The organism is Sulfurimonas sp., from assembly GCF_041583195.1.
GTDB lineage: Bacteria > Campylobacterota > Campylobacteria > Campylobacterales > Sulfurimonadaceae > Sulfurimonas.
Genome location: NZ_JBFHGL010000012.1, coordinates 35,293 through 60,046, shown reverse-complemented (window position 1 = coordinate 60,046; position 24,754 = coordinate 35,293). Strand labels below are relative to the sequence as shown.

The 24,754-nt window shown below is 34.7% G+C and carries 21 protein-coding genes; 6 read left to right on the top strand and 15 right to left on the bottom strand.

Features of this window, described 5'->3' with window-relative positions; all coding sequences use genetic code 11:
• Positions 1–10: 10 nt before the first annotated feature.
• Entirely contained in the window at positions 11–505 is a 495-nt protein-coding gene (locus ABZA65_RS10725; RefSeq protein ID WP_373073481.1) for a hypothetical protein, read from the bottom strand.
• Between the two features lie 263 nt (positions 506–768).
• Here ABZA65_RS10725 and ABZA65_RS10720 point away from each other — a divergent pair, with 263 nt between their 5' ends.
• Genes ABZA65_RS10720 through ABZA65_RS10710 form a run of 3 tightly spaced genes read left to right on the top strand, consistent with a single transcriptional unit; the run spans position 769 to position 3,860 of the window.
• Positions 769–1,983 carry a NifS family cysteine desulfurase gene (locus tag ABZA65_RS10720; protein ID WP_373073479.1) on the top strand — a complete coding sequence of 405 codons (1,215 nt, stop codon included), beginning with the start codon at positions 769–771 and terminating at the stop codon, positions 1,981–1,983.
• A gap of 30 nt (positions 1,984–2,013) precedes the next feature.
• Positions 2,014–2,988 (top strand): iron-sulfur cluster assembly scaffold protein, encoded by a 975-nt coding sequence (locus ABZA65_RS10715; RefSeq protein WP_373073477.1) that lies wholly within the window; start codon positions 2,014–2,016, stop codon positions 2,986–2,988.
• A gap of 2 nt (positions 2,989–2,990) precedes the next feature.
• The gene (locus ABZA65_RS10710) at positions 2,991–3,860 is read left to right on the top strand and encodes an HpcH/HpaI aldolase/citrate lyase family protein (RefSeq protein WP_373073475.1); all 870 of its coding nucleotides are present in this window, start codon (positions 2,991–2,993) and stop codon (positions 3,858–3,860) included.
• Here ABZA65_RS10710 and ABZA65_RS10705 read toward each other — a convergent pair.
• The gene (locus tag ABZA65_RS10705) at positions 3,855–4,412 is read right to left on the bottom strand and encodes a PAS domain-containing protein (RefSeq protein ID WP_373073473.1); all 558 of its coding nucleotides are present in this window, start codon (positions 4,410–4,412) and stop codon (positions 3,855–3,857) included. The genes ABZA65_RS10710 and ABZA65_RS10705 overlap by 6 nt on opposite strands.
• 97 nt (positions 4,413–4,509) lie before the next feature.
• Between ABZA65_RS10705 and ABZA65_RS10700 the strand changes: the two genes are divergently transcribed.
• Positions 4,510–4,953: a CZB domain-containing protein gene (locus ABZA65_RS10700; RefSeq protein ID WP_373073471.1), complete on the top strand. Its 444-nt coding sequence runs from the start codon at positions 4,510–4,512 to the stop codon at positions 4,951–4,953.
• Here ABZA65_RS10700 and ABZA65_RS10695 read toward each other — a convergent pair.
• The 13 genes from ABZA65_RS10695 to ABZA65_RS10635 form a co-directional block, all read right to left on the bottom strand.
• Positions 4,950–6,869 (bottom strand): LapD/MoxY N-terminal periplasmic domain-containing protein, encoded by a 1,920-nt coding sequence (locus ABZA65_RS10695; protein ID WP_373073469.1) that lies wholly within the window; start codon positions 6,867–6,869, stop codon positions 4,950–4,952. The two genes, ABZA65_RS10700 and ABZA65_RS10695, sit on opposite strands and share 4 nt — an antisense overlap.
• A 72-nt stretch (positions 6,870–6,941) precedes the next feature.
• Complete coding sequence (locus ABZA65_RS10690; RefSeq protein WP_373073467.1) at positions 6,942–7,481, bottom strand: YceI family protein; 540 nt, start codon at positions 7,479–7,481, stop codon at positions 6,942–6,944.
• A 37-nt stretch (positions 7,482–7,518) separates the two neighbouring features.
• Complete coding sequence (locus ABZA65_RS10685; RefSeq protein WP_373073465.1) at positions 7,519–8,424, bottom strand: hypothetical protein; 906 nt, start codon at positions 8,422–8,424, stop codon at positions 7,519–7,521.
• Positions 8,421–9,962: a hypothetical protein gene (locus ABZA65_RS10680; RefSeq protein ID WP_373073463.1), complete on the bottom strand. Its 1,542-nt coding sequence runs from the start codon at positions 9,960–9,962 to the stop codon at positions 8,421–8,423. Before ABZA65_RS10680 ends, ABZA65_RS10685 begins: the two co-directional genes overlap by 4 nt.
• On the bottom strand, positions 9,949–10,572 hold the full coding sequence (locus ABZA65_RS10675; protein ID WP_373073461.1) for an ABC transporter ATP-binding protein: 624 nt from the start codon (positions 10,570–10,572) through the stop codon (positions 9,949–9,951). Before ABZA65_RS10675 ends, ABZA65_RS10680 begins: the two co-directional genes overlap by 14 nt.
• Complete coding sequence (locus ABZA65_RS10670) at positions 10,569–11,642, bottom strand: ABC transporter permease (protein WP_373073459.1); 1,074 nt, start codon at positions 11,640–11,642, stop codon at positions 10,569–10,571. The genes ABZA65_RS10675 and ABZA65_RS10670 overlap by 4 nt, the downstream gene beginning before the upstream one ends.
• Before the next feature lie 2 nt (positions 11,643–11,644).
• Positions 11,645–12,109, bottom strand: coding sequence for a hypothetical protein (locus ABZA65_RS10665; protein WP_373073457.1), 465 nt, complete (start codon positions 12,107–12,109; stop codon positions 11,645–11,647).
• Complete coding sequence (locus tag ABZA65_RS10660; protein WP_373073455.1) at positions 12,109–12,744, bottom strand: hypothetical protein; 636 nt, start codon at positions 12,742–12,744, stop codon at positions 12,109–12,111. Before ABZA65_RS10660 ends, ABZA65_RS10665 begins: the two co-directional genes overlap by 1 nt.
• Entirely contained in the window at positions 12,744–13,382 is a 639-nt protein-coding gene (locus ABZA65_RS10655) for a transglutaminase-like cysteine peptidase (RefSeq protein WP_373073454.1), read from the bottom strand. Before ABZA65_RS10655 ends, ABZA65_RS10660 begins: the two co-directional genes overlap by 1 nt.
• 17 nt (positions 13,383–13,399) lie before the next feature.
• Complete coding sequence (locus tag ABZA65_RS10650) at positions 13,400–14,905, bottom strand: DUF4080 domain-containing protein (RefSeq protein WP_373073452.1); 1,506 nt, start codon at positions 14,903–14,905, stop codon at positions 13,400–13,402.
• Between the two features lie 4 nt (positions 14,906–14,909).
• Positions 14,910–17,732, bottom strand: coding sequence for an EAL domain-containing protein (locus ABZA65_RS10645; RefSeq protein WP_373073450.1), 2,823 nt, complete (start codon positions 17,730–17,732; stop codon positions 14,910–14,912).
• A gap of 15 nt (positions 17,733–17,747) precedes the next feature.
• Positions 17,748–18,731 (bottom strand): substrate-binding domain-containing protein, encoded by a 984-nt coding sequence (locus ABZA65_RS10640; protein WP_373073448.1) that lies wholly within the window; start codon positions 18,729–18,731, stop codon positions 17,748–17,750.
• Positions 18,732–18,742: 11 nt separating this feature from the next.
• Positions 18,743–19,999, bottom strand: a complete 1,257-nt coding sequence (locus tag ABZA65_RS10635; protein WP_373073446.1) for a carbohydrate porin — start codon at positions 19,997–19,999, stop codon at positions 18,743–18,745.
• Between the two features lie 182 nt (positions 20,000–20,181).
• Here ABZA65_RS10635 and nifJ point away from each other — a divergent pair, with 182 nt between their 5' ends.
• Together nifJ and ABZA65_RS10625 are read left to right on the top strand one after the other, a co-directional pair.
• The gene (gene nifJ / locus ABZA65_RS10630) at positions 20,182–23,757 is read left to right on the top strand and encodes a pyruvate:ferredoxin (flavodoxin) oxidoreductase (protein ID WP_373073444.1); all 3,576 of its coding nucleotides are present in this window, start codon (positions 20,182–20,184) and stop codon (positions 23,755–23,757) included.
• Positions 23,754–24,749 carry a dihydroorotate dehydrogenase-like protein gene (locus ABZA65_RS10625; protein WP_373073442.1) on the top strand — a complete coding sequence of 332 codons (996 nt, stop codon included), beginning with the start codon at positions 23,754–23,756 and terminating at the stop codon, positions 24,747–24,749. Before nifJ ends, ABZA65_RS10625 begins: the two co-directional genes overlap by 4 nt.
• Positions 24,750–24,754 lie beyond the last annotated feature (5 nt).

Sequence of the window (24,754 nt, the reverse complement as noted above, 5' to 3'; positions counted from 1 at the left end):
TTAAAAAAAATTAAATCTCGTATTTTAATGCTTTTTTTGTAAATTCCGTTGAGCAAAAAAAGATTGCTACAAATATTGGATTTATAGATGCATAACCATCTTCTACCTTGTCAAAAACTTTAAAAGTGAATCCATCACCGCTGTTTGCTTTAACTACAAACTCTATAGGTGCTAAAGTTTTTATCATATTTAATATTTTTTTTGCCGTTTTTGAATTGTCTGTGTCTAATATATTGAAGTTATAACCTTCAGAGCTTTTGTGTGAACGGATAACATCTTCAAGAGTATCAAACTTATCTTTAAACACTATTTTATTCCACTCTATTTGTGCTTCTTTAGATTTTACTTTTTTTTCTGAAAGTATAAGAGCATTTGGTTTTTTCTCTTTAAGCGATTCGATAAGCGATAATAAAATATTTACACCTCCGACACTTTGGCTTGCTTTTGTCATAAAAAGGTGTATGTATGCTTTTGCTTCATCATCATGGTTATTAAAATTGCACATTTATGTAGTTTATCCTTATGGGTGTTTAGTTTTTAATCTATTGTAGTATAAGAATTTTACAGAGTTTTGGCATAATAAATTATAAATTATAAATTTAAGTTTAAATGATCTAGCAGATCAGTTTTACTTAAGCGTATCGTAATAACAAAAGCATTATCATGTCAAAATTAAAAGAGGACAAAATTAGTCCGATTAATTTCTAATCAAGAAAACAGAGAAATTTTGAACATTAAATTGCTAAATTTTTACTGTAAAGGAAAAAGATGCAAGTATATTTAGATAATAACGCTACTACAATGTGTGATCCATTAGTAGTTAAAGAGATGTTACCTTATTTTAGTGAGTTATACGGAAACCCTAACTCACTTCATAAATTTGGTACGGCTACGCATCCTGGTATAAGAAAAGCTATGGATCAGGTTTATACTGCATTAAATGCAGGTGATAACGATGATATAGTTTTTACTTCATGTGCCACAGAGTCTAATAACTGGGTTTTAAAGTCTGTTTACCACGATCTAATTCAGCATGGTGAGAAGAACCATATCATAACAACAGAGGTTGAACACCCGTCAGTTTTAGCTACATGTAAAGCTTTAGAAGATGATGGTGTAAAAGTTACATACCTTCCGGTAAATCATGAGGGTATTGTTGATGCAGATACGGTAAGAAGCTTTATAACTGATAGGACAGCACTAGTTTCAGTTATGTGGGCATCTAATGAGACAGGTTCAATTTTCCCAATTAAAGAGATAAGTGAAGTGTGTCAGGAAAAAGGTGTACTTTTTCACTCAGATGCAGTACAGGCAGTAGGTAAAATACCAGTTGATCTGCAAGATGTAAAAGTTGATTTTGTATCTATGAGTGCGCACAAGTTTCACGGACCAAAAGGTATTGGAGCTTTATATATAAGAAACTCACGCAGACTAAGCCCGCTGTTAAATGGTGGAGAGCATATGGGTGGACGCAGAAGTGGTACACTGAATGTTCCATACATAGTTGGTATGGGTAAAGCGATGGAGCTAGCTACTACTAACATCGAAGAGAAGATGGCTTCAATTAGAGCAAAAAGAGACAGACTTGAAGATGCACTACTTGAACTTGAGAGTACTTTTGTTGTTGGTGACAGAGAAAAGCGTACACCAAATACTATCCTTATCTCGATCAGAGGTGTTGAGGGTGAAGGTATGCTTTGGGACTTAAATAATGGTCAAATTGGAGCTTCAACAGGAAGTGCTTGTGCATCAGAAGATCTAGAAGCAAATACTGTTATGCTTGCTATTGGAGCTGATAATGAACTGGCTCATACTGGTATTAGACTAAGTCTTTCACGTTTTACTACAGATGAAGAGGTTGATTACACTATAGAGCATTTTAAAAATGCAGTTGCAAGATTAAGAGGGATTTCGTCTTCATTTGCAAAACAAAAGCCGACTGAGGGCGGTGACGTTAAAGAGTGTGAATTACATCACCACTAATATAAAGAAATAAATTAAAGGAAAAAAATTATGGCAAGAGCAGATCTATTTGGTGAGTCACTTTGGGATGCATATTCAAACAAAGTAACTACACTTATGAACAACCCTCAGCATCAGGGTGAAATTTTTCAAGAAGATGTTGATAAACGCGGAAATAAACTTATAGTTGCAGATTTTGGAGCTGAGAGTTGTGGTGATGCCGTAAGACTTTACTGGGAAGTTGATCCAAAAACAGACAAGATTATAGATTCTAAATTTAAATCTTTCGGTTGCGGTACTGCTATCGCTTCAAGTGATGTTATGACTGAGCTTTGTATCGGTAAAACAGTACAAGAAGCTGTAAAAATTACAAACATTGATGTTGAGATGGCACTTCGTGATACTCCTGATGTTCCTGCTGTTCCGCCTCAAAAAATGCACTGTTCGGTTATGGCTTACGATGTAATTAAAAAAGCAGCAGGTATGTATCTTGGTGTAGACTCTGAGAGTTTTGAAGAAGAGATCATCATTTGTGAATGTGCAAGGGTATCTCTTAAAACTGTTCAAGAGGTTATTAAACTTAATGATCTTACTACTGTTGAGCAGATAACTGACTATACAAAAGCTGGTGGTTTTTGTAAATCATGTATTAAACCAGGTGGACATGAGGCAAAAGATTACTACTTAGTAGATATATTAGCAGATGTACGCCGTGAGATGGATGAAGAGAAAATGAAAGCTGCTGCTGATGCAGGGACAAGCGGTGATTTTGAAACTATGACACTTGTTCAGCAGATCAAAGCGATCGATGCAGTTATTGATGAGAGTGTACGTCAGTTTCTAGTTATGGACGGCGGTAATATGGAAGTTATCGATATTAAAGCAAATGATGAACATATAGACGTATATATTCGCTATCTTGGTGCATGTAACGGTTGTTCAAGTTCAACTACAGGTACACTGTATGCGATCGAATCAACTCTAAAAGAGAAGCTTTCTCAAAAAATAAGAGTACTTCCAATCTAATTATGATTGAGTATGTTAAGCTTGGTGCAACACTCTTTGTACCAAGTACCCATAAAAATCTCCAACAAATTTTAACTCAAGAAAAATATCCAAATTTAAAAAGTATAGTTATTGATGCAGAAGACGGGATCAGTGAAGATGATCTTTTATATGCAAAACAAATCATAAAAGATACACTTAAAAACTATCAAAAAAATTCTCTTTCGGTATTTATACGCCCAAATGATCCAAACACTTTAAAAGAGTTTCTTTCATATAAAAATATAGATAAAGTTGATGGTTTTATACTTCCGAAATTTTCACTAGACAATGCAGATCAATACTTAGATCTTCTAAAAAACACTAAACACAATTTTATGCCTTCCATTGAAGGAAAAGAATTATTTGAAACAGATGATCTCAAAGTACTGAGAAAAAAAATAACAGAATATAAAGATCGTGTAATACTGATTCGTTTTGGACTAGAAGATATGCTTAGACAGCTTGGAATGAAACGAACTTGTGAATATAGTATATTTGACTATGCCGTTTGTTCATCAGTAATAGGCAACTTCCTTTGTGTATTTAAAAGTAAAGGATTTGCAGTTAGCGGAGGAGTGTATCCTTGTTTTAAAGATAAAGATGGATTTATAAAAGATCTAAAACGAGATCTTAAAGAGGGGCTTTTTACAAAGACTGTCATACACCCATCACAGATAGATTTAGTACATGAGATATATAAGGTAACTAAAGAGGAGTATAAAGATGCTAAAAGCCTTCTAGAGGCTTCAGATGCAGTTATAAACCTTGGTGGTGCAATGGGTGAAGTTAAAACAATGAGCCCTTATGCAAAAGAGATAATTCAAAGGGCTGATGTATACGGAGTCTTATGAAAATATTTTTTTCATAGTTTTAAAAAATATTTTAAAAATACCGCTATTACCTACGACTTTATTTATAAACTCATCATATGTAACGTTGTTTTCTTCTAGGTATCCTCTTAAGTATTTTTCACTTGCTTCCATACCGCCGTCTTTTTCTATCTCAATAAGTTTTGCATATATCGGAATCATAGTATCAATAGCTTTTTGAGGTGCAGCTTTTCTGAATGCGGTGTGGGATATGATCTCATCACTCATCGTATCGCGCTTTGGTTCAAACTCTGTAACAACCCAGTAGTGGTCACCGCTTTTAGCCATGTTTTTTACTACGGCTAAAATATTTCTACCTTTTTGAATGCGATCCCACATCATTTTAAAAACAATTTTCGGCATATCCGGATGTCGTACTATTGAATGAGGTTTCCCTATAAGTTCTGTTTCACTGTATCCCGCTACTTCTACGAAATAGTCGTTTCCATACTCTATAATACCTTTGGTATCAGTTTTTGAAACAATATATCTTTTAGGATCTAATTTAATCTCATTGTTGGTAGGTGTTGGCATTCGAATTCCTCTATATTTATTTATGTTACACAAAATTAATGTTTTTATGTAATAATTATATATATGATATAAAATTTTTTTTTAAAGTTTATTAAAGATGAATAAAAATGAAACATTGGAAGCGATACTTGTAGCAAAAAAATCCCACTTAGATAGAATGGATAAAGTTAACAGACGCATAAATGGAAATTTTGAAGATGCATTACTACTTATATCACGAACGGAATGTGGTTTTGGTACATGGTTTTACGGCGATAAAAGGCTTAAAAGTATGCTGGGTACTCAGTTTTTTGAAAATCTAGAAAACTTGCATTCAAAATGGCATCTGGAGTATCATAAAATATATGAAATATTTTATGAACATGAGAATAAAAAAGGCCTTTTATCAAAGTTGGTAGGTAATAAAAAAATATCACAAATGGAGTTAGATAAAGCAAAACTGTATTTTAGTGAATTACAAACAACTACAAATGAGCTTATAAAGGTAATAGACGCATCTCATAGGCGTCTAAATGCTCTAAACGAGTCGTACTTTACTTAACGCTCAAGTGCTTCTGTAGCACGTCCCTGAATTATATGAATATCTTTTTTCTCTAATTCTTTTAAAGTATCCATATTCATAACTCCCGTAGCGATAAGTTCAATCCCTACAGAGTCTGTAATAAGTCTAAGCGCAGATAAGCTTTGTTCACTTTGATTTATATAGTAATCAGCTTCACCTTTTATATATGCAGGGCGCAAGTCTTGTAAATACTTATAATCACTGCTCTCACCGATAAACTCAAATACAGCCATTTCAAAACCGTATTTTTCAAGTAGTTCTTTGTATAGTTTTATTGATTCTGAATTTTGAGCTATTAATTTATCAGGCATCTCAATAATTAGTTTAAACGGAAGATTTGAAGCGTATTTAGAAAATAGTTCAACCATATGATCATATGTATCTTTTGGATATAAAAAGTCATAAGGAAGTCTAAGCGAACAAGTAGAACCTTTAAGTCTCATATCCGGTTGTGTAAACATCATACTCATGATTTTTTTATATATATCATTTCCTAAACCTGCTTGATTTGCCGGAGCCATAAACTGACCGAAATAGTAAGTTTTTCCATCGGAATTCATTGAGATACTAAGAGCATTATGGACATCTTTTTTTGTTTTAGCATCAACTGCTTTATAAGATAAAAATTCAAAGCCGTTGTCTTCTATAGCTTTATGGATGATCTCGCGCCATGCATCTTTACCCATAACTTCTGTAGCATCTTCAGCATGCTCTAAATGGATCTTAGAATCGTTAAATTTTGCTTTTGCCAGAGCGTTATCAGATAAAGATAGAAGTTGACCAGTGTTTTGTGTATAGTTATACTCGTAAAGTCCTATTGAGATATAAGTTTCTGCCGTATCAAGCCCTGCATCTTCTATAGCTTCATTAACAGAGGCACTTATACCCTGAGCTAAGTCTAAACCGTCTTCACTTTCACAATCAGGTAAAAGTATAGAAAACTCCGTACCGTTCATACGAGCTACAATTGAGTTAAAGTAGTTATTGGCATGAGCCTTAAAAATATCAGCCATAGAGATAAAGAGTGCATCCACATCTCTGTGTCCTATTTTTTCATTTGCTTCTACTACACCAGAGAGTGCGATCATCATATGGATTCCACCTTTTGATGAAGCATCTATTTTTAAATATTCAGGCAGTTTGTCTATAAGGTATTTTCTGTTTCTTAATTTTGTCGCAGGGTCTATATATTCTAACTCTTTTTGACGCTTTAGCTCTTCATTACCCTTATCAAACATAACTTTAACTTTGTGAACCATAGTGTTCATTCCAACCACAACATCTTTAAACTCTTTTGTTTTTGGGATATTAGTTTGTGTAATAAACTCGTTTCTAGAAACAGCCTCAGCTTGTAGTTGAACTTGTTTTAATGGTTTTAGCACAGCGTGTATAAGCAGGTTTAAAATTACTAAACCGATAGTAGCTAAAATAATAAAAGATATTAGAAGGCTTTTAAGAACAGAATAGAGTTGAACCTGAGCGTAAGATACGTCGCTTTGTACATATAAAATACCGATAGGACTCCATCCTGCAGAAACATTTGCACTTGCAACAGGAGCTTTTATGTTTATAAGATTAACGAACCACTCAGGAATATCAATAGCTCTTATATCACCCTCGCGTTTAAACAAAACACTGCCATCAATATCTTCTAAAGATATAAACTGATAATTACCACTGTCAAAGTTCGCATTTATCATAGTAGACATCATAGTGATATCACCGTTTGCACTTCCAAGTGACAAACTAAGTGAGCTAGCCGTATTTTTTGCATCTTCAAACAATCTTTTTTGCACGCTGTCATTAGCACTTTGAAAATTTAGAACTAAAACAGTCGATAGTAGGATAATTAAAAAGACCGATAACATCATTGCTATTTGTTTGAAGAGTGTCATACGCTAGTCCTGGTAAATTTTTTATATATTAGAAGTCATTTTATCAACATCTTGCTTAATAGTGTTTGATAATCAGTTTTTATTTAAAACAACGACACCGTCTATATTTACGTTTTCATCTACACACATTGTAAAGCCAAGTAAACAAGGCATGTCGATCTTATAGTCTTCAACATTGATCTGTGTTTTTGCATCAATACTGACTGTACTATCATCTTGTGTGATCTTTGCATTAAAATCAAGTGGTCTTATGACACCATGAAGCTCAAGCTCACCTTTTAATACATAAGTATCAGGAGATTCTGTAGCTTCAACACCGTTGATTGTATAGTTGCTCATCGCAAATTTTTCACTCTCTAGTGTTTCATGCATATTTTCATCTCTATCTGCATTTTCGCTTTTAAACTTAGCCATCTCTACGCTTATAGTCCCGCGAATAGATTTAAGATCATCACCGTCCATTGATAACTTAGCATTTATTGAATCAAATTTTGGATCAACTTTAGAGTCTCCAAGAACACCTGTTAATGCTGATACAGAACCGCTTTTTACTTGTAGATCTCCTGCAATTAGAGAGGCTCCAAGCAACATTGAAAAAATTAAAAACTTCATGGTATATCCTTTTGAATGAGAATTTATTATTATAGCACTAATGTAGTAACCCAGATAGTGCAAGTGCCAAACCACTTCCGGATGCTATCCATCCTACAAATACCATAACTAAAGACAACTCTTTTAGACTGGTTAGTTTTGTAAGGGATGTAAAGATAATAACATTGTAATAAGAGATCACAAACGGGTAAACTATAGCTAGAATTAGTGGTACCTCTAAATAAGACAATGTATAGCTTATAGTGAATAGTAGAAATATAATAAGATGTTGCCACTTCTCTTTAATTTTGACAAAGTATGCAGCTACAAGACCCAGGAGATGAAAAAACATAATTGTATATGTATATTTATCCCAAATATTTATATAATCATGCCTTGATAGAGTCTCAAACAGGTTTGAATCAAGTAAGATCCACAATACCAACGGTACAAAAGTCGCAATTTTATAGTGTGTTTCAGCTACTTTTTCAATTTCAAAATTTCTAAGTGTCAGAGCACTAATTAGCACAATAGCTGAAAAAATAATCGCCAAAGTCATCCTGTCTTCTGCAATAGATGTAAAGTTATATGTTCCAATCATATAAGCTATAGCAAGTGCGAAAAAGAGTTCACGCTGTTGATGCTGTTTAAAAAGATATATACCAAGTGGAGCCATCATACCTATTGATAAGCCAAGTAAAAAAAGTGTAAAAGGGTTATAAAACGGATAGAAAAATGATAAAACAAGCTGGAAACTCAGGGCTATTATAATCTTATGTATTGGATTGTTTAATTTACCCCAATCTATACCGGCAATTATAGTTCCGGATACTCCACCTATAAAAAGTGGAGATAGAGCTACTAAGTCTGAGTGAAAATGCTCCGTTATACCGGTTTGAACGATCAAAAGATAAAAACTAAGTTCAAATCCTAAAAGTAAAGTAAGTGCTATAGAGTTTATCATCTGTTTTTGATCCATAACATATAGATAAGTGCATATGAGAGATCATAAAATCCTACAAGTAGGGCTAATGCATCTAAACTAGAGATATAAAAAAGCGAGAAAAATATTGTCCCTGTAATTATACGTGCGTGAGATGTCATATCACCTAGAAAGTGAGAGTGTTTTGTTGCTCCAATTAGATGCAGGATTCCTACAAAGCCCATAAAACCAAATACTAAGTAATAATGTGGCGAAAAGCTAAACCCTAAAAATTCAAACAATTGAGGTGCAAAAAGAATAAGTATAACTGCACCAAGCCCGTCAGATGCAAAACCACCTAGATGGTAAAACTGTAGTAGATCCGGTTTTATTAGAGATAATTTTTTATATATAAAGTATAAAATAGCTCCAAGTGCCAAAATTCCGGCAGATAATCTTAGCCACCAAAAAGTATCAATAGAGATATCCATAAAACCTGCTTGTGCAAAACCTGAAATACTAAGTGGGAAAAAGATCAGAGCTATTACATAACTCCAGGCATGTATAAGTTTTTTAGGAAATTTGTAAAAATAGCTGATTATACTTAAAGACATAAAAAATATTCCAAGACCTATGGCAACGTGTGCATGAGCTACAATTAGATCATTTCTGTGAAACAACCATCTTAGCTCAGGTACAAACAGAATATTGCCTTCGATCATTACAAACAAAAACGCCCAGATTGATATGATGAGGTATGGATGTGATTTTAGACTTAGTTTTGCATCTTTATACCATATATATAAAATAGGTGCATAGAAAAATGTCAGCCACTGAAAAAACCACTCTTGGTTATATGAAAGTTCACCTATGAAAATTCTATGTGCAACAGAAGCTATATAGCCTACTAGAGGAATTATCCATAGTATGTGCAGTCTTGGTTTTATCTCATCGTTAGAATGAAGCTTAATCATAAGATAAAAGAGTGGAATAAGAGTAAAACTCATTCCCAAAGTATTGTCCCCGTGAGGTCCGCTGATCGTTGCTTCAACTTGACCGATAACCGGATTCATAAGTATTACAAGTGCAACAGGTGCTGCAAAAAGAACAGCTTTTGATACTTTTACCCAAAGAGGCTCTATTTTGTATTGTTTAATAGTTTTGAAAATAGCGATAATATAAAAAATACCGCTGGATGCAAGTAGAAAGTTTAACTCATACGCAAAATCGTAAAATGCGAGTCCTCGCTGAGCTCCTAAAAGAAGTGATATACCTGCCATAAACAAAAATAGATGCCATAAAAAGAAGTAGTTTTTTAAGTATTTCTCTGCATTGTCTAGGTTAAGGCCGTCTTTTGCAAAAAGTGCAAACGGAAGAAGTGAAAGACCTAGCATTATAGGCCCATAAAGCATAAGTGTAATATGAAGGCTTCTTGTAGTTACAGGATTTAGCAGAGTATCATTTAAAATTCCAAATCCTAGAAGCTGAGCCGCATATACAGCACCCACAAGAACGGATATGAAAAATATCCATACCCACACAGGGATTATTTTATTTACTAGTGAATTAAATTTTTCCATCAATCATCTTTATAGTTCTTGTTGCGTATTTCTCAATGGCCGCATCATGGGAAGCTACAACAACCGTAGTTCCTGCATCGGAAGCATTTTTTAGAAGTTCGTAAACAATTTTAGAGTTTTTAGAATCCAAACTCCCAGTAGGCTCATCCGCAAATATTATTTTGGGTTTATTTATAAGTGAGCGAGCAAGTGCTACGCGTTGACGTTGACCGCCTGAGATCTCATTTGGATATCTTTTTGATAACTCAAGTATACCAAGCTTTTCCAACAAAGAGTTAATATCTTGTTTAAACTCATCTTTTGCAGCTAAAGCGATGTTTTCATAAACGTTTAGATAGTTTATAAGAAAATGAAACTGAAATACAAAACCTATTTTATCTGATCTGAAAATATCTATGTTTTGAATATCATTTACATTTGTTTTATCTAAAAAAAGCTCACCTTCACTTGGTTTCAAAAGGGTTGAAAGAATTGAGAGCAGAGTTGATTTACCGCTTCCGCTCTCACCAGATAAAAATAAAAATTCACCCTCATCTATTTTAAGAGAGATGTCGTGTAGGACTTGTTCGTTTTGCTCATAAAAATGAGATATGTTTTTTAATTCAATCATGCACATCCTTGATTGATCAGAATTATTGGGTCTGTTTTAGCAGCTATATATGCAGGAAGAATTGAACCCATGATAGCCATAGTTATAGTCGAAGCAAACACATAAAGCGCCATTGTTAGATCAATTGAGCCATCAACATAACCTTGAAGTGTCTCTATATGTGGAATTATCTCCAAAATAGATACACTTAAAAGCAGTGCAAAAACATATGCAGCAACACCCATGATAACACCTTCAAAAAAGAGGTTTTTAACAATGAAAAACCTGCTTTTTCCAAGTGCACGCATAATTCCAAACTCCTCTTTTCGAGAGTTTACAATCATACTCATTACAGAACCAATTCCCATTAGACCCATAACGTATGCCAGTGTAGAGATAACAAGCGATGAGTTTTCTATGATCTTAAACTGGTTGTATTCATCTACAAAGCTTTGAGTTGTTTTTACTTCGATATCTTCACTTAGTTTTGAGATCTGTTCTTGCAGAGTCTCTGTTTTGTTTGGGTCTTTAGATGAGACAAGTATATATGAAGCTGAACGGTTAAAAAGTTTTCCGGCATCTTCTATGTTCATAATAACACCGCCTTGCTCAAACCCTATCTCACTTGAGAATTTACCGGATATCTTATAGTGCTGATTCCCAATTTTTACACTCTCATCTTTGATTTGCTTAGCTATATTTTCCCCTATGATAACTTCACCCTCTTGTGGGTATTTTCCTTCATAAAGTTTGTAATAATCAAGATGATTCTTTGTAACACCGTAAATACCGGCTATTGGAATAGCTCCAACTGGAGAAGCCCCTACTATAACTGCATAACTTGATTTTGCATCTTCAAACTCATCTATTTGTTTTCTAAGATCTATATCTATGTTTGAAAAGAAAGTATCGGCTATACCTTTTTGTGTAACAATGATATCCCCATCAGTTTTGATCATGCTTGAGAACATTCCGATTACGCCTTGAGATATTGAAGATATTAAAAAAATAGCACTTACAGCTATAGTTATTGATAAAAAGATTAAAAGACTTTTGAATTTGTTTTTACTTAAAGCTCTAAGTGCGATCATCCTTAAAATACCTTCGAGAGTTCATCTTCTGTAGAGATGAAAGAGATACTTTTTACCTGGTTGTTTTCAAATTTTATTACGCTGATTTTTTCATCCTGTTTTGGGACATCGTTTTGAAATTTTTCACCATAGTGAAGATAGATCAGGTGTTTGTACTTTCTTAGTTTCGGAAGTGCGAACATATTAGTTATAACTGTGGGCATTCTGTTGATATCTGCAATAAAAATAGCTTTTTGTTTTTGTAAAAAGTATTTATTTTTAGTAGATAGGTACTCATTTACAAGTGCACCGGTATCTTTATCAAACGCTATAAGTACCATTTTTGTATTTAGAGGCACTTTCATCTTGCGCGACTTTGGAGTCTCAAAATCATAACTGTTTAACATCTGTATATCAGATCCTATTTTTAAACTCTCTGCAGATAGAATCATTACAGACGTAATTAAAAGAAGTAGTATTTTTTTCATTATTTAATTCCTTTGTTGATCTCAGATGCCACGTTTTCTACCCATGCATCAATAGGTTTCTTTAGATCATCTAATGTTAAAAAATCATCGTTTAGAGATATAGGGATCTCTTTTATCAGTTTTAGTGATCTCGCTAATGTTTTATTTTCTGCATCTAAGCTGTACTCACCGACTAAACGTGCTGATTCATCCAAGTAAGCATTTAAAGAGACTACAGTAATTCCAAGTGCTAAAGGTGAAAGTTGGTTCCAGTTTTTATCTTCAAAATGTACCTCAGATGCAGAGATTGCACCGCTTAAGACAAGAGTGTTATTTGATTTTTTGTCACTGTTTTTAAACTCCAGTGCTTCTTTTAGTCTTGAAGTAGCATATTTTGAGATCTCTTTGTAAAGATTTTTTTGTGACTGAGTTTGTTCTTTATCATCTATGGCAGATATAACTATTACATCTTCTACGTATACTTTTTTATACTTAGACAACTCTGTCGTATCGCCTATAAACTTAGAAGTATTGTTAAAAGCTTCATAGCAGTTAAAAAAGCCGGAGTTTTGAGGAGCCTCCATTTTTGAAGCACATCCGCTAAAAATAACCATTGAAGTGGCTACAAGCCCAGATATTAGAATATTTTTTTTCATTATATTTTTCTCTCTTTCATATTTTTTAGAAGTTGATCCCACTTTTTGTGAGATTTTTTTTGTTCCACTTTTTTACCCGTTCCGGTTGTACTCGCTTTATACAAAGAATCTCCGTTAAAGTTGTAGATCGGGATAAGGTCTTTTCTTTTTGATGCAGGGAATATTCTACGGTTAGTATTATCAAGAATCAAAGGTTCGCTTCTTGGAGTTTTAAAGTAAGTTAAAACCATATGCGGTGCTTTAAATTTAGTTGATCTAACATAGGTAAAAAACATTTTTTTTGTATCAACACCAAGATATTTTAGTGCAAAATATTTTGCAATAACATAGTCTTCACAGTCGCCTCTGTCTTTGCCTAAAAACTCATATGGAGTAGCCCAATAGTCTTTTGTATTGTACACCTTTATATCGGGTGCATACCTAACGCCGTTATAAAATTCATTTACGGCGTGAAGCTTTTCCATATCTGTTGCTTTTTCAACACCGTCAAAAGTTTGTTGTTGGAAAAAAAATCTTTTTTTCGCAAACATTTTGTATTTTTGTTCTATCTTTTTTAGTGTAACGTTATCAACATAAGGCTCTTTAGCATAGGTAATAGAAAATAATAAAAATATTAAAACTATACTTCTCAAAATCATATTTAATTATAGCGGATTTAGTGTTGTCGTTTATTAAATCCTGATGTACCATTTTTTGCTTGGACATTAAAACCATCAGCATATGGTTTTAAATAGCTTGGAATTGAGCGACCTTTTAGTTTCATCATATCTTCAAGCATGTGCTCTGCAATGCCTTTTGCAGGGAGTTTTTTAATATCTTTTAGATATATGAACAAAAGTTCACCCATCCTAATTAAAGAGATCTTATATGTTGAATCTGTTTGCTCATATATCCATAAGGAAAACTTGTAAAAGTTCTCATAAACACTCTCATTTTTCCATAAAAGTTTCATAGTATTTTTAAAGTTTCCGCTGTTATAGGTAATGTCCCAAAATCTGGCAAATCGTTTCATAATTTGTATATCTTTAAAAGATAAAAGGTTGTTTTTTAATATATCGTAGGGCGGGTATTCACTATAGATCATCCCATGTTCTATATCGTGTCTGTTTATATATGTACCCGAGAGTTTTTTTAATATACCTATTTGGATCTCACAAGAACTAAGACCCACTAACTCATCTAAATTCTTTCCAAACCTCTCAAGCGTCTCACCCGGAAGACCGACAATAAGATCAAGGTGTATATGGGCATCTGTATCATTTTCCAAAAAAGCTATATTCTCTTTGATCTTATCTAACTTCAGATTTCTCGATATATTTTTTGCAACATCCAGATTAAGTGTCTGTATACCAATTTCCAGTTGTAGTGCTCCATGAGGAAAACTTTTTATTTTCTCTTTTATAGAACTTGGAAAGTGATCTGGTATAACTTCAAAGTGTGCAAAATAAGGTGGTTGTTTCTCTAAAAAAAAGTCGAGTATTATATTTGCGGTTTTTATGTTTATATTGAAAGTTCTGTCCACGAATTTAAAGTTTCTTGCACCCCTGTCCCACAGTTTTTGAAACTCTTGCAGTGTTTTTTCTATATCAAATGTTCGTACACGCTCATCAATGGAAGATAAACAAAACTCACATTCAAAAGGACATCCGCGTGAAATCTCAACATATATATATCTGTTTTGAATATCTTCATCAGTGTAATATTCATACGGCAGATTTACCTCTTTTAGATTTGGCATACTCTGTTTTATGATTTTTGTTTTTTCAAGAGTACTTGGAGAATTTTTTATCTCCTTACACAACTCATAAAAAGCAAGTTCACCTTCGCCCTGAACTATGTAGTCTGAATCTGAAAAGTCAACCCTAAAAGGTTCGTGAGATACTTCCGGACCGCCTAAAACTATGATCGTCTCCGGTGATACTTTTTTAATAATATGGACCAGCTCTTTGATCTCTGAAGCATTCCAAATATATACCCCCAGCGCTATAACATCAGGTTTTTCATCCAGCAGTTTTTCCGCAACACTTTGAAGGGCATCGTTTATGCTAAATTCTAAAATTTGAGAGTTTTTTTGAAACTCTTTTAAATTGGCATAGATATATCTCAGAGCTAAAGAGCTGTGAGTATATCTTGAATTGAGTGTAGATAGTAGTATGTTCATTATTTTACATACTGTTTTGTGATTGTATAGTTTCTATTATCTCTTTATGAGTATTTAGCATCTCATTAAGAAGTTCTTCTCTTTTTTTGCCATGAGCGCTTAGCGCATTTCTAGCCTCTGCATGAAGTTTAACATGCATATTATCTATTTTTTCAATCACTTTTTTTGAAAAATGTTTTTTAGCGTCATTGTATAACCATTCGTGAAAGTTACATCTATGATCATCCAGTTCAGGAATAGTAGGGTAGATATCTGGATTTTTTATATGTTCTTGTAGGTTTTTTACCCACTGTTTATGTTCAACTATTGCATATAATGATGAGTGCTCGTGAAAGAGTTTTTTAGAGTTTTGCTCCCATATATCATGCCCTTGAAAAGATGTAAGCCAAGTTTCTACTTCATATGAAGGCATAGGTTTTGAAAGCACGTAACCTTGAGCTTTGTAACAGCCAAGCTGTATTAAAACATTCCCGTGTTCTACACTCTCAACACCCTCAGCAATAACATCGCATCTAAAAGCTTCCGCAAGTGCTATTGTAGCTTCGAGAATTGAGAGGCTTGCACGATCATGAAGCATATCCATTACAAAGCTTTTATCTATTTTGAGAGTATTAACGCTTAGATCTTTTAGGTAAGTAAGTGTCGAATAACCGGTACCAAAATCATCTAAAGCTATGTTAAAACCTAACTCTTGGAAAGTGCTTATCATTTTGTTTGCTTGTGAAATGTCATCAAAAGCATGAGTTTCTAGTATTTCGAATTCCACATCTTTAGGTGAAATATTTGGATATTGTTTAAGTAATGATTTTAGAAGTGCAAATGTTTTTGTCTCTTTAAATTCATGTGCACTGATGTTTATACTCAGATCAAAATCATAGCCAGCTTCTTTCCATTTAGAAAACTGAGCAAAGGCATTGCTGATCACCCACTCTCCCAAATTTAACATCAACTCTTTTTGAGGGTTAACATACGGTAAAAACTCATCAGGGAAAAGAAGACCTTTTGTCGGATGCTGCCATCTTAAAAGAGTTTCAAACCCATAAATTTTATTTGTACGCATATCTACTTTTGGTTGATAATAGAGTATAAAATCGTTACTTATTAGAGATTGTTCAAAATCTTGTATTATGTGTAGATGTTCTTTGTTAGCCATGTCACTGTCTATATTAAAGATGTGATACTGGTTTTTACCAAGGTTTTTAGCATCATACATTGCCTGATCTGCTTGACGAAGAAGAGCTTCCGGTCCTATCTCTTTATTTTGAGGGTAAAATGTAACACCGATACTTGCAGTCATATGTAAAGATTCATTTTTATCTTTTGGGTTTTCCACTTTTTGTCTAATAGTATCTAGAAACTTATTTAACATAGGGACTACATTATTTGTACTCTCCAAATTTGAAACAGCTACAATAAACTCATCTCCGCCGAGTCTAGCGACAAAATCCTCTTTACGCAGAATATTTTTTATTTTTTGCGCTACGTGTATAAGTATAGAATCCCCTATAACATGACCGAACTCATCGTTGATCTCTTTAAATCCGTCCAGGTCTATATATAATAAAGCCATATGTGTTTTATTTTCTTGTGTATTATTCAAGAGTGTTTGAATATATTCTGTAAATAAGAACCTGTTTGGAAGGTCTGTAAGCATATCGTGTTTAGCTGTATAATCAAGTTCCTCATTATGTAAAACCTGTGAAGTTATATCTGTTATAAAACCTACAAAACGTACTGGGGTGCCATCATCGTTAAATAAAGCTTTTCCTCTACTTGTTATCCAAATATATTCTCCATCTTTTGTAAGCATTCTAAAAGTATTTTCATATTTATACCTGCCTTGGTCATTTAAGTAATCTCTTAATACTTGATTTGAATCTTTTAGATCTTCAGGATGGACAAGTTTATTCCATCCTTCTGCCGTCTGTATAATCTCGTTTTTTTCATATCCTAGCATTTCGTAAAATCTATCTGAAAAAGTGACTATGTCATTTTGCATATCCCAGTCCCATAAACCGTCTTGCGTACCGTCTACTGCCAGCTCAAACCTATCACGCTCGTTGATCAGTTCTTTATTCTGCATATCAATTTTTAGTCTTGATTTTTTTATAGAGTCAAGCATATAGTTTATTGTTTGTGCAAGTCTTGAGACCTCTTTTGGTCCGTTTAAACTTAAAGGATCAGTAGGAATTCCGTCCTCGTCTTGTTTTGTTAAGATATATGAGATGTCTGATATCGGTTTTACGATAAAGAGATACATAGTTATAAAAAGTGCTATAGCCAATACTGTACCGATTAGGAAAAATTCTAAGATTGAATCTTTGATTAGTTCGTTTAATTTACTTTGCAGATATCTATCAGATATATAAACAGTGATATTTCCTATGACCTTTCCATGTGAAGAGAGTATATCTTTACTTTGTTTGAAGAAAGCTTTTCTTACAAGCTCAGTGTGTTCAAGGTTGTTTTGGTCATAATCAACAATTATGTTCGTACTTTTTCTTATTTTCCCGCTTATGTATACTTTACTTCCAAGTATTTCACCCATATTATAGTCTTTAACTATAATAGCAAGATGTTGAGATAGTTTCATCTCGTTACCTACGATTTTATCGTAATCGTTAACTGCATAAGATTCTATATCATCTGAGATATTTTTTGTTAGAAGCTCTATAGTTTTTGATGAGTTCTTCTTCATCTCTACTACGGCTTTTGATTTAAGTTCAACATAACTTGCTCTTGTATGAACTGCCAATACTAACATAACGGTAAACATTATGGTTAGTGCAAGAGTTAAATAGATCGATGTGTTGTACTTAAACGGCATTTACAAATATCCCTGTCATTTTTTTGCATTCAAACCTAAAACATTTCTATGTATTGTTTTTAGGTTTTCTTTTATATTCTCTTTAGATATAGCTAAAATAGGGAGCTGTTGTTTACGCGCGACATCTAGTGAGTTCAGATGTGCATCTAGACTCTCAACAGCTTTCTCACCCATTAAAAACGGTTGCTGCATCGCTGCACCTACAAGTACACCATTTGGAATAAGTTCTAAAAAGATAGGTTCTGCATCAAAACATATAAGCAGAATTTTTCCTTTTTTCCCGGCTTTTTTAATAGCGTCTAGTGCACCTTTATATCTGTCAGATCCTTGAAGCCATATGGCACGAAGATTTGGGTCGTTATGTATCAGTTCCATAGAAAAGTCATATGTTTCTTTATATGAAAAATCAACTTGCTGGTATAGATTTGAAGCTTTTATATCGGCTTCGTTTAAAGCTCTCATAAATCCTTGTGTTCTTGCTTTACCGTTTTCACGTGTTTGAGGGATAGATATAATTCCTACAGTCCCGTAATCAAGACCGCGTTTCTTCATCTCTTTTGTTAAAACTCTTCCTATATCATAGGCACCCTGCTCATTGTTTGAAGAGATAAAAGATACATATTCCCCGCTGTCAGTCCCGATGTCTGAGATCACAACCGGTATGTTCGCATTTTTTAAAAGTTTTAAAATAGTTACTGCTGAGGAAGAGTTTGTCGGTGAGAGTATAACTCCTGCAGGTTTTTGTTTAATGGTTTTAACCGTGTTTTGCAGCTCTTTTTTTAATATATTATCAGCTGTGTAAAGTGAAAATCCATAACCTAGCTCTTTTGCTTTTGACTCAACACCTTTAGCCATAATGGACCAAAAAGGTATTCTTGTGTCAGATACAATGTAAACAATCTCTTTGTTGTTATGTTTTATTGGCTGATCTGCTGGTAAGTTATATGAAAAAACAACACTTAATAATACTAAAACCTTAAAAAAATAAGTTCTTAACACCACTTTCCCCTCTACCACCAATATTCTATTTGTATACCTGTATTATACCCATTATTTTTATTAATATAATAATCACCGCCAACTAAACCAACAGAGCTGTCTGACCAATCTGCATACGTGTAGTATATACGAACAACTGGTCTCTCCCAAATACCCTTGTCAAATGCAAATTCAAGGGCAGAAGTCAGTTTTGTAAGTGAGTAATTTTTATCCGTGACAAGATTTTTCACATTGTCATATCCACCCTCTAAAACAACGCGTGAGTTTTTATGAAAAAACCAGTATGGACGCAAACCAAAAGAGGTCCATTCCTGCTTTGTATTTGTTAGCTGAGTATCATCTTTACGTTCATATACAAAGTTGCTCATAATTCCAAAAATATCGTTTTCAAATGTGTTGTAGTTTATAAAGCGGATAGTTTTGGCACTCTCTATATTTACGTTTTTATCGATCATCTCTTCTATAAGAGAATCTTGTAAAAAAGGTGCTTGTAAACCTGCACTTTTTGAAGCTCCACGACCGTAAAAAATACCCGTCGTACTATCACCTTTCATATCAAATAGACTTTGAAATATCTCTTTGTCTGTATATAGCAAACCAAGTGCATATCCATCATTTGAAGAGATTGACTGAGTGGCATTAAATCTTTTTTTAGAGATATGCATATAGTTTAAAAACAGAACAAGATTACCTCTGTCATAATCTTCCTGTACTCGAAAATCATGACTATCAAATCTTGTCGTTTCCTCACCTAAAACATTCTCAGGATTAATATCCTCAACCATATAACTATATGAGAGTTTATACCCACCGACTTGCAGGTCGCTCATACCTATACCTGTCCCACTCATATTTAGGAAAAAATAGTCATTCATATGATCTTCATATCGTTTATAAAATTTTCTACCGATCCAAAATGAAACACTGTTGTCAAACAGGTTGAAAACTTCACTGTATGCTTCATCAAAACGAACATAGTCAATGTTCTTGTTGTTTTCACCGAAGAATACTGGTCTTACCTGGTTGTGGATTTTAATATCGTTTTCAAATACCACATCTTGAGCAATACCAAGCTCCAGCCATGTTTCACACTCGTTACCTAAACGGTATTTACTCCCTGCACCAGGAGCTTTAAAACAAGTTGTTTGTTTATCATCATCAAAAGAGCTCTGCAAACGAAAATATCCAAAAGAAGAAAATTTATTGTCAAAACCAAATAGCGAAGAAGCAAGAAGTGAAGCCAGAAGTATTTTTAGTATTGTCCCCATAATTAAATCCCCAAAAATAATTAATTATATAAACATTATACCTATTTATTTAATAAGTGCAAGTTAGAAAAAGTACTATAAAAGATAGGCTTTATGGGGTATAAATCATAAATTATAATATTTTCTGATGATTTATGTATAATGGTGTATAAGTATTATTGTTTAAACCAAGGAGTAGTTCAATGCCTAAATATGTGATGATTGATGGAAATGAAGCTGTTGCTCGTGTAGCCCATAAAATAAATGAAGTTATTGCAATATATCCGATTACTCCATCTTCTCCTATGGGTGAACTTAGTGATATATACTCTGCTAGGAATGAGAAAAATATTTTTGGAACTATTCCTGAAGTTATGGAGATGCAAAGTGAGGGTGGGGCTTCGGGTGCTGTGCATGGTGCACTCCAAAGTGGTGCTTTAACTACGACATTTACCGCTTCTCAAGGTCTTTTGTTAATGATCCCTAATATGTATAAAATTGCAGGTGAGCTTACTCCTGCGGTTTTTCATGTAGCTGCCCGTTCATTAGCTGCGCAGGCGCTTTCAATTTTTGGTGATCATCAAGACGTTATGGGTGTTCGTCAAACTGGTTTCGCACTTTTTAGTTCAAACTCCGTTCAAGAGGCACACGATTTTGCTTTAATCTCTCAAGCTGCTTCACTTCATTCGCGAATACCTTTTTTACACTTTTTTGACGGATTTCGCACATCCCATGAGGTGTCAAAAGTTGAACTGCTTGATGAGACCGTATTAAAAGCAATGATCAAAGATGAACTTGTCTCAGCCCATAGAAGCAGGGCGATGACACCTGATAAACCAATAATCAGAGGTACATCACAAAACCCTGATGTATATTTTCAAGGGCGTGAGAGTGTAAACAAATACTATAAAGCACTTCCTGCTATACTGCAAGAGCAGATGGATCTGTTTGCTTCACTTACAGGCAGACAATACAACTTGTTTGATTATGTAGGTCACTCTGAGGCTGAAAAAGTTATAGTTTTGATGGGTTCGGGTGCAGAAGCTGCACATGAGTATTGTGAACATCTCTCAAGTCAAGGCGAAAAAGTAGGCGTAATTAAAGTACGTCTGGCACTGCCGTTTGCTAAAGAGGCATTTGCAAATGCACTTCCAAAAAGTGTTAAAGCCATTGCAGTGCTTGATCGCACAAAAGAATCAGGTTCACAAGCGGAGCCTTTATACCATGATGTTATTACAGCATTATTTGAACTCAATTGTGAAGGCAAACTGCCGTTTAATATGCCGATCGTTACAGCGGGGCGTTTTGGGCTTTCATCAAAAGAGTTTACACCTGCAATGATTAGAGGGCTTTTTAATGAGCTTACAAAAAAATCACCTAAAAAACATTTCACAGTCGGTATAAATGATGATGTGACAAATACGAGTATAGAGTATGATAAAAGTTTTATCATAAAAGATGACGACACTATTGAAGCACTTTTTTACGGTCTTGGATCAGATGGAACAGTTGGTGCGAATAAAAATTCGATTAAGATTATAGGTGAAGAGACAGATAATTTCGCGCAGGGTTATTTTGTGTACGATTCTAAAAAATCAGGTTCAATGACAACATCGCACCTGCGTTTTGGTCCACGCCCCATACATTCAACTTATCTGATCCAACAGGCTGATTTTGTGGCGTGCCATCAGAGTGTATTTATGGAGAAGTTTGACATTCTCTCAAACATAAAAACTGAAGGTACATTTTTACTAAACACGCCTTTTGCAAAAGATGAAGTGTTTGCAAGACTTCCTGTAGATGCGCAAAAGCATATTATTGAGAACAAATTAAAGTTTTATGCCATAGATGCATATTCTGTTGCCAAAAAGTCAGGTATGGGTTCACGTATAAACACAATAATGCAGACATGTTTTTTCGCAATATCGGGCATATTGGAGCGAGATGAGGCTATTGAAAAAATAAAAGGTGCTATCAAAAAAACATACGGACATAAAAGTGAGCAGATAGTCGCTATGAACTTTCAAGCCGTTGAGAATACCTTAGAGAATCTTTTTGAAGTTGACGTGCCTCAGTCACCACAAGGCAATACTCAGATGCAGCCGATCATCAAAGGTAAGTACAGTGAGTTTGTAGAAAACGTAACTAAAAAAATAATAGAAAACAAAGGTGATGAGCTTCCAGTTAGTGCAATGCCGGATGATGGTACCTGGCCAACCGGAACAACTGAATTTGAAAAACGAAATATCGCTCAAGAGGTACCTGTATGGGACAGTGATGTTTGTATTCAGTGTAACAAGTGTGTACTTGTATGTCCACACTCTGTAATTAGATCAAAAGTTGTAGATTCGTCCCAGCTTCAAGATGCTCCAAAAGCTTTCTCGTTTGTTAAAGCCAAAGGTAAAGAGTTTGGAGATGATGATCAGTTTATGATCTCAGTAGCGGTTGAAGATTGTACGGGATGTGCGCTTTGTGTTGAGGTGTGTCCGGCAAAAAACAAATCGCAAACGAATTTAAAAGCGATCAATATGGCCCCACAACTTCCTCTTCGTGAGAGTGGAGCACAGCAGTGGGATTATTTTTTAAATCTTCCTCAGATGGATAGAAGTAAGTTTGATCACTCCAAGGTTAAAGAGAGTCAGTTTTTAGAACCTCTTTTTGAATTCTCAGGAGCGTGTCCTGGTTGTGGCGAAACACCTTATGTGAAACTTGCTTCTCAACTTTTTGGTGATCGAATGCTTATAGCAAATGCAACAGGATGTTCATCTATTTACGGCGGTAATCTTCCAACAACTCCATGGAGAAAAGACAAAGAAGGTCGTGGACCTGCATGGTCAAATTCACTTTTTGAAGACAATGCGGAGTTTGGACTGGGATTTAGGCTTACGGTAGACAAGCATAGTGAGCAGGCAAAAGAGTTGCTTGTAGCACTTAAAGATAAACTGGATGAAAAGCTTGTTAATAATATACTTGAAAATCCACAGAAAGAAGAGGGTGATATCTACAAACAGCGCGATTTCGTCGCAGAATTAAAAGAGAGCCTCAAAGCAATTGATGGTGATGAAGCAAAACGTCTTGAGGAACTCTCAGATTACTTGGTTAAAAAATCTGTCTGGATCATGGGCGGTGACGGCTGGGCATATGACATTGGTTACGGAGGTCTTGACCATGTGCTTGCAAGCGGACGCAATGTAAACATTTTGGTACTTGATACTCAGGTTTATTCAAACACTGGCGGACAACAATCTAAAGCGACACTTACTGGAGCTGTTGCAAAATTTGCAGCAAACGGAAAAGCTCAGATGCCAAAAGACTTGGCAATGATGGCGATCGCTTATGAGAACGTGTATGTAGCTAAAGTAGCTATGGGAGCAAGTGATAAGCAGACTGTAAAAGCTTTTATGGAAGCGGAGAGTTATGATGGACCATCGATCATCATAGCTTATTCACACTGTGTTGCACACGGTTATGACTTGCGCTATGGGATGAATCAGCAAAAGCTTGCAGTAGATAGCGGTATTTGGCCTATATTTAGATATAACCCTGATCTACGTGATGAGGGTAAAAATCCGCTTACACTTGACTATAAAGAGCCAAAAGTAGGTGTAAAAGAGTTTATGTACAACGAGACACGCTTTAAAATGGTTGAGAAGATGAATATAGATGATGCAAAACAGTTCTTGCATGATGCAGGTGCACATGCTCAGGCACAGTATAATCGTTATACAAACCTTGTAAACGAGTTTGAAAAAAGACATGTAACAGGAGATGAGATATGAATTTACAAACAAAGTATATGAATCTAGATTTGAAAAACCCTATAATTGCGGGAGCATCTCCTTTGACAACAAGTGTAGAGAGCATTTTAAGACTTGAAGATGCAGGTGCGGCTGCAGTTGTTATGCACTCACTATTTGAAGAGCAGATAAACCATGAGAGTCTGGCGCTTGATCATTTCCTTTATGCAAATAATGAAAGCTATGCAGAAGCGTTAGATTTTTTACCAGAAACCGGAAGTTTTAACAACATAGATGCACAACAACATATAGACGAGCTCTCTCGTATAAAGAAAAGTGTAGATATTCCTGTAATCGCCAGTATAAACGGTGTAAGTAGCGGTGGATGGATAAAGTATGTAAAACGTTTTGAAGAAGCTGGTGCAGATGCGATTGAGCTTAACATTACATACATACCTACCGACTTAAATATGAAACCAGATGCGGTAGAACAGTTGTATGTAGATGTTGTAAAAGATGTATGCAGTTCTTGTTCCCTGCCTGTAAGTGTTAAGATGAATCCGTATTTCAGTGCGCCTGCAAATATGGCTTATCAGCTTGTTGAAGCTGGTGCATCGGGCTTGGTGCTTTTTGATAACCCTGTGCGCGTTGATATTGATTTGGAAAATCTAAGTCCAATTCAACGTGCAAATTTGACATACTCCAGCAGACTAAGTGAGACTTTAAGATGGAATAGTATTCTTTATAACAAACTTGACGCTTCACTTTGTGCATCTACGGGTGTACATGAGTATGAAGATGTATTAAAAGCTTTAATGAGTGGGGCAAATGCTGTTCAGATGGCTTCTGCACTGCTTCAAGACGGTGAAGGTCACATTACTAGAGTCTTACAAGACTTAGAGCGCTGGATGGAAGAAAAAGAGTATTCATCAGTAGAGCAGATGATAGGGAGTATCTCACTAGAGCATACAAGCAACCGCGATGCATATGAACGTTCAAGCTATATGCAGGCACTACAAAGCTATAAAAGATAAATACT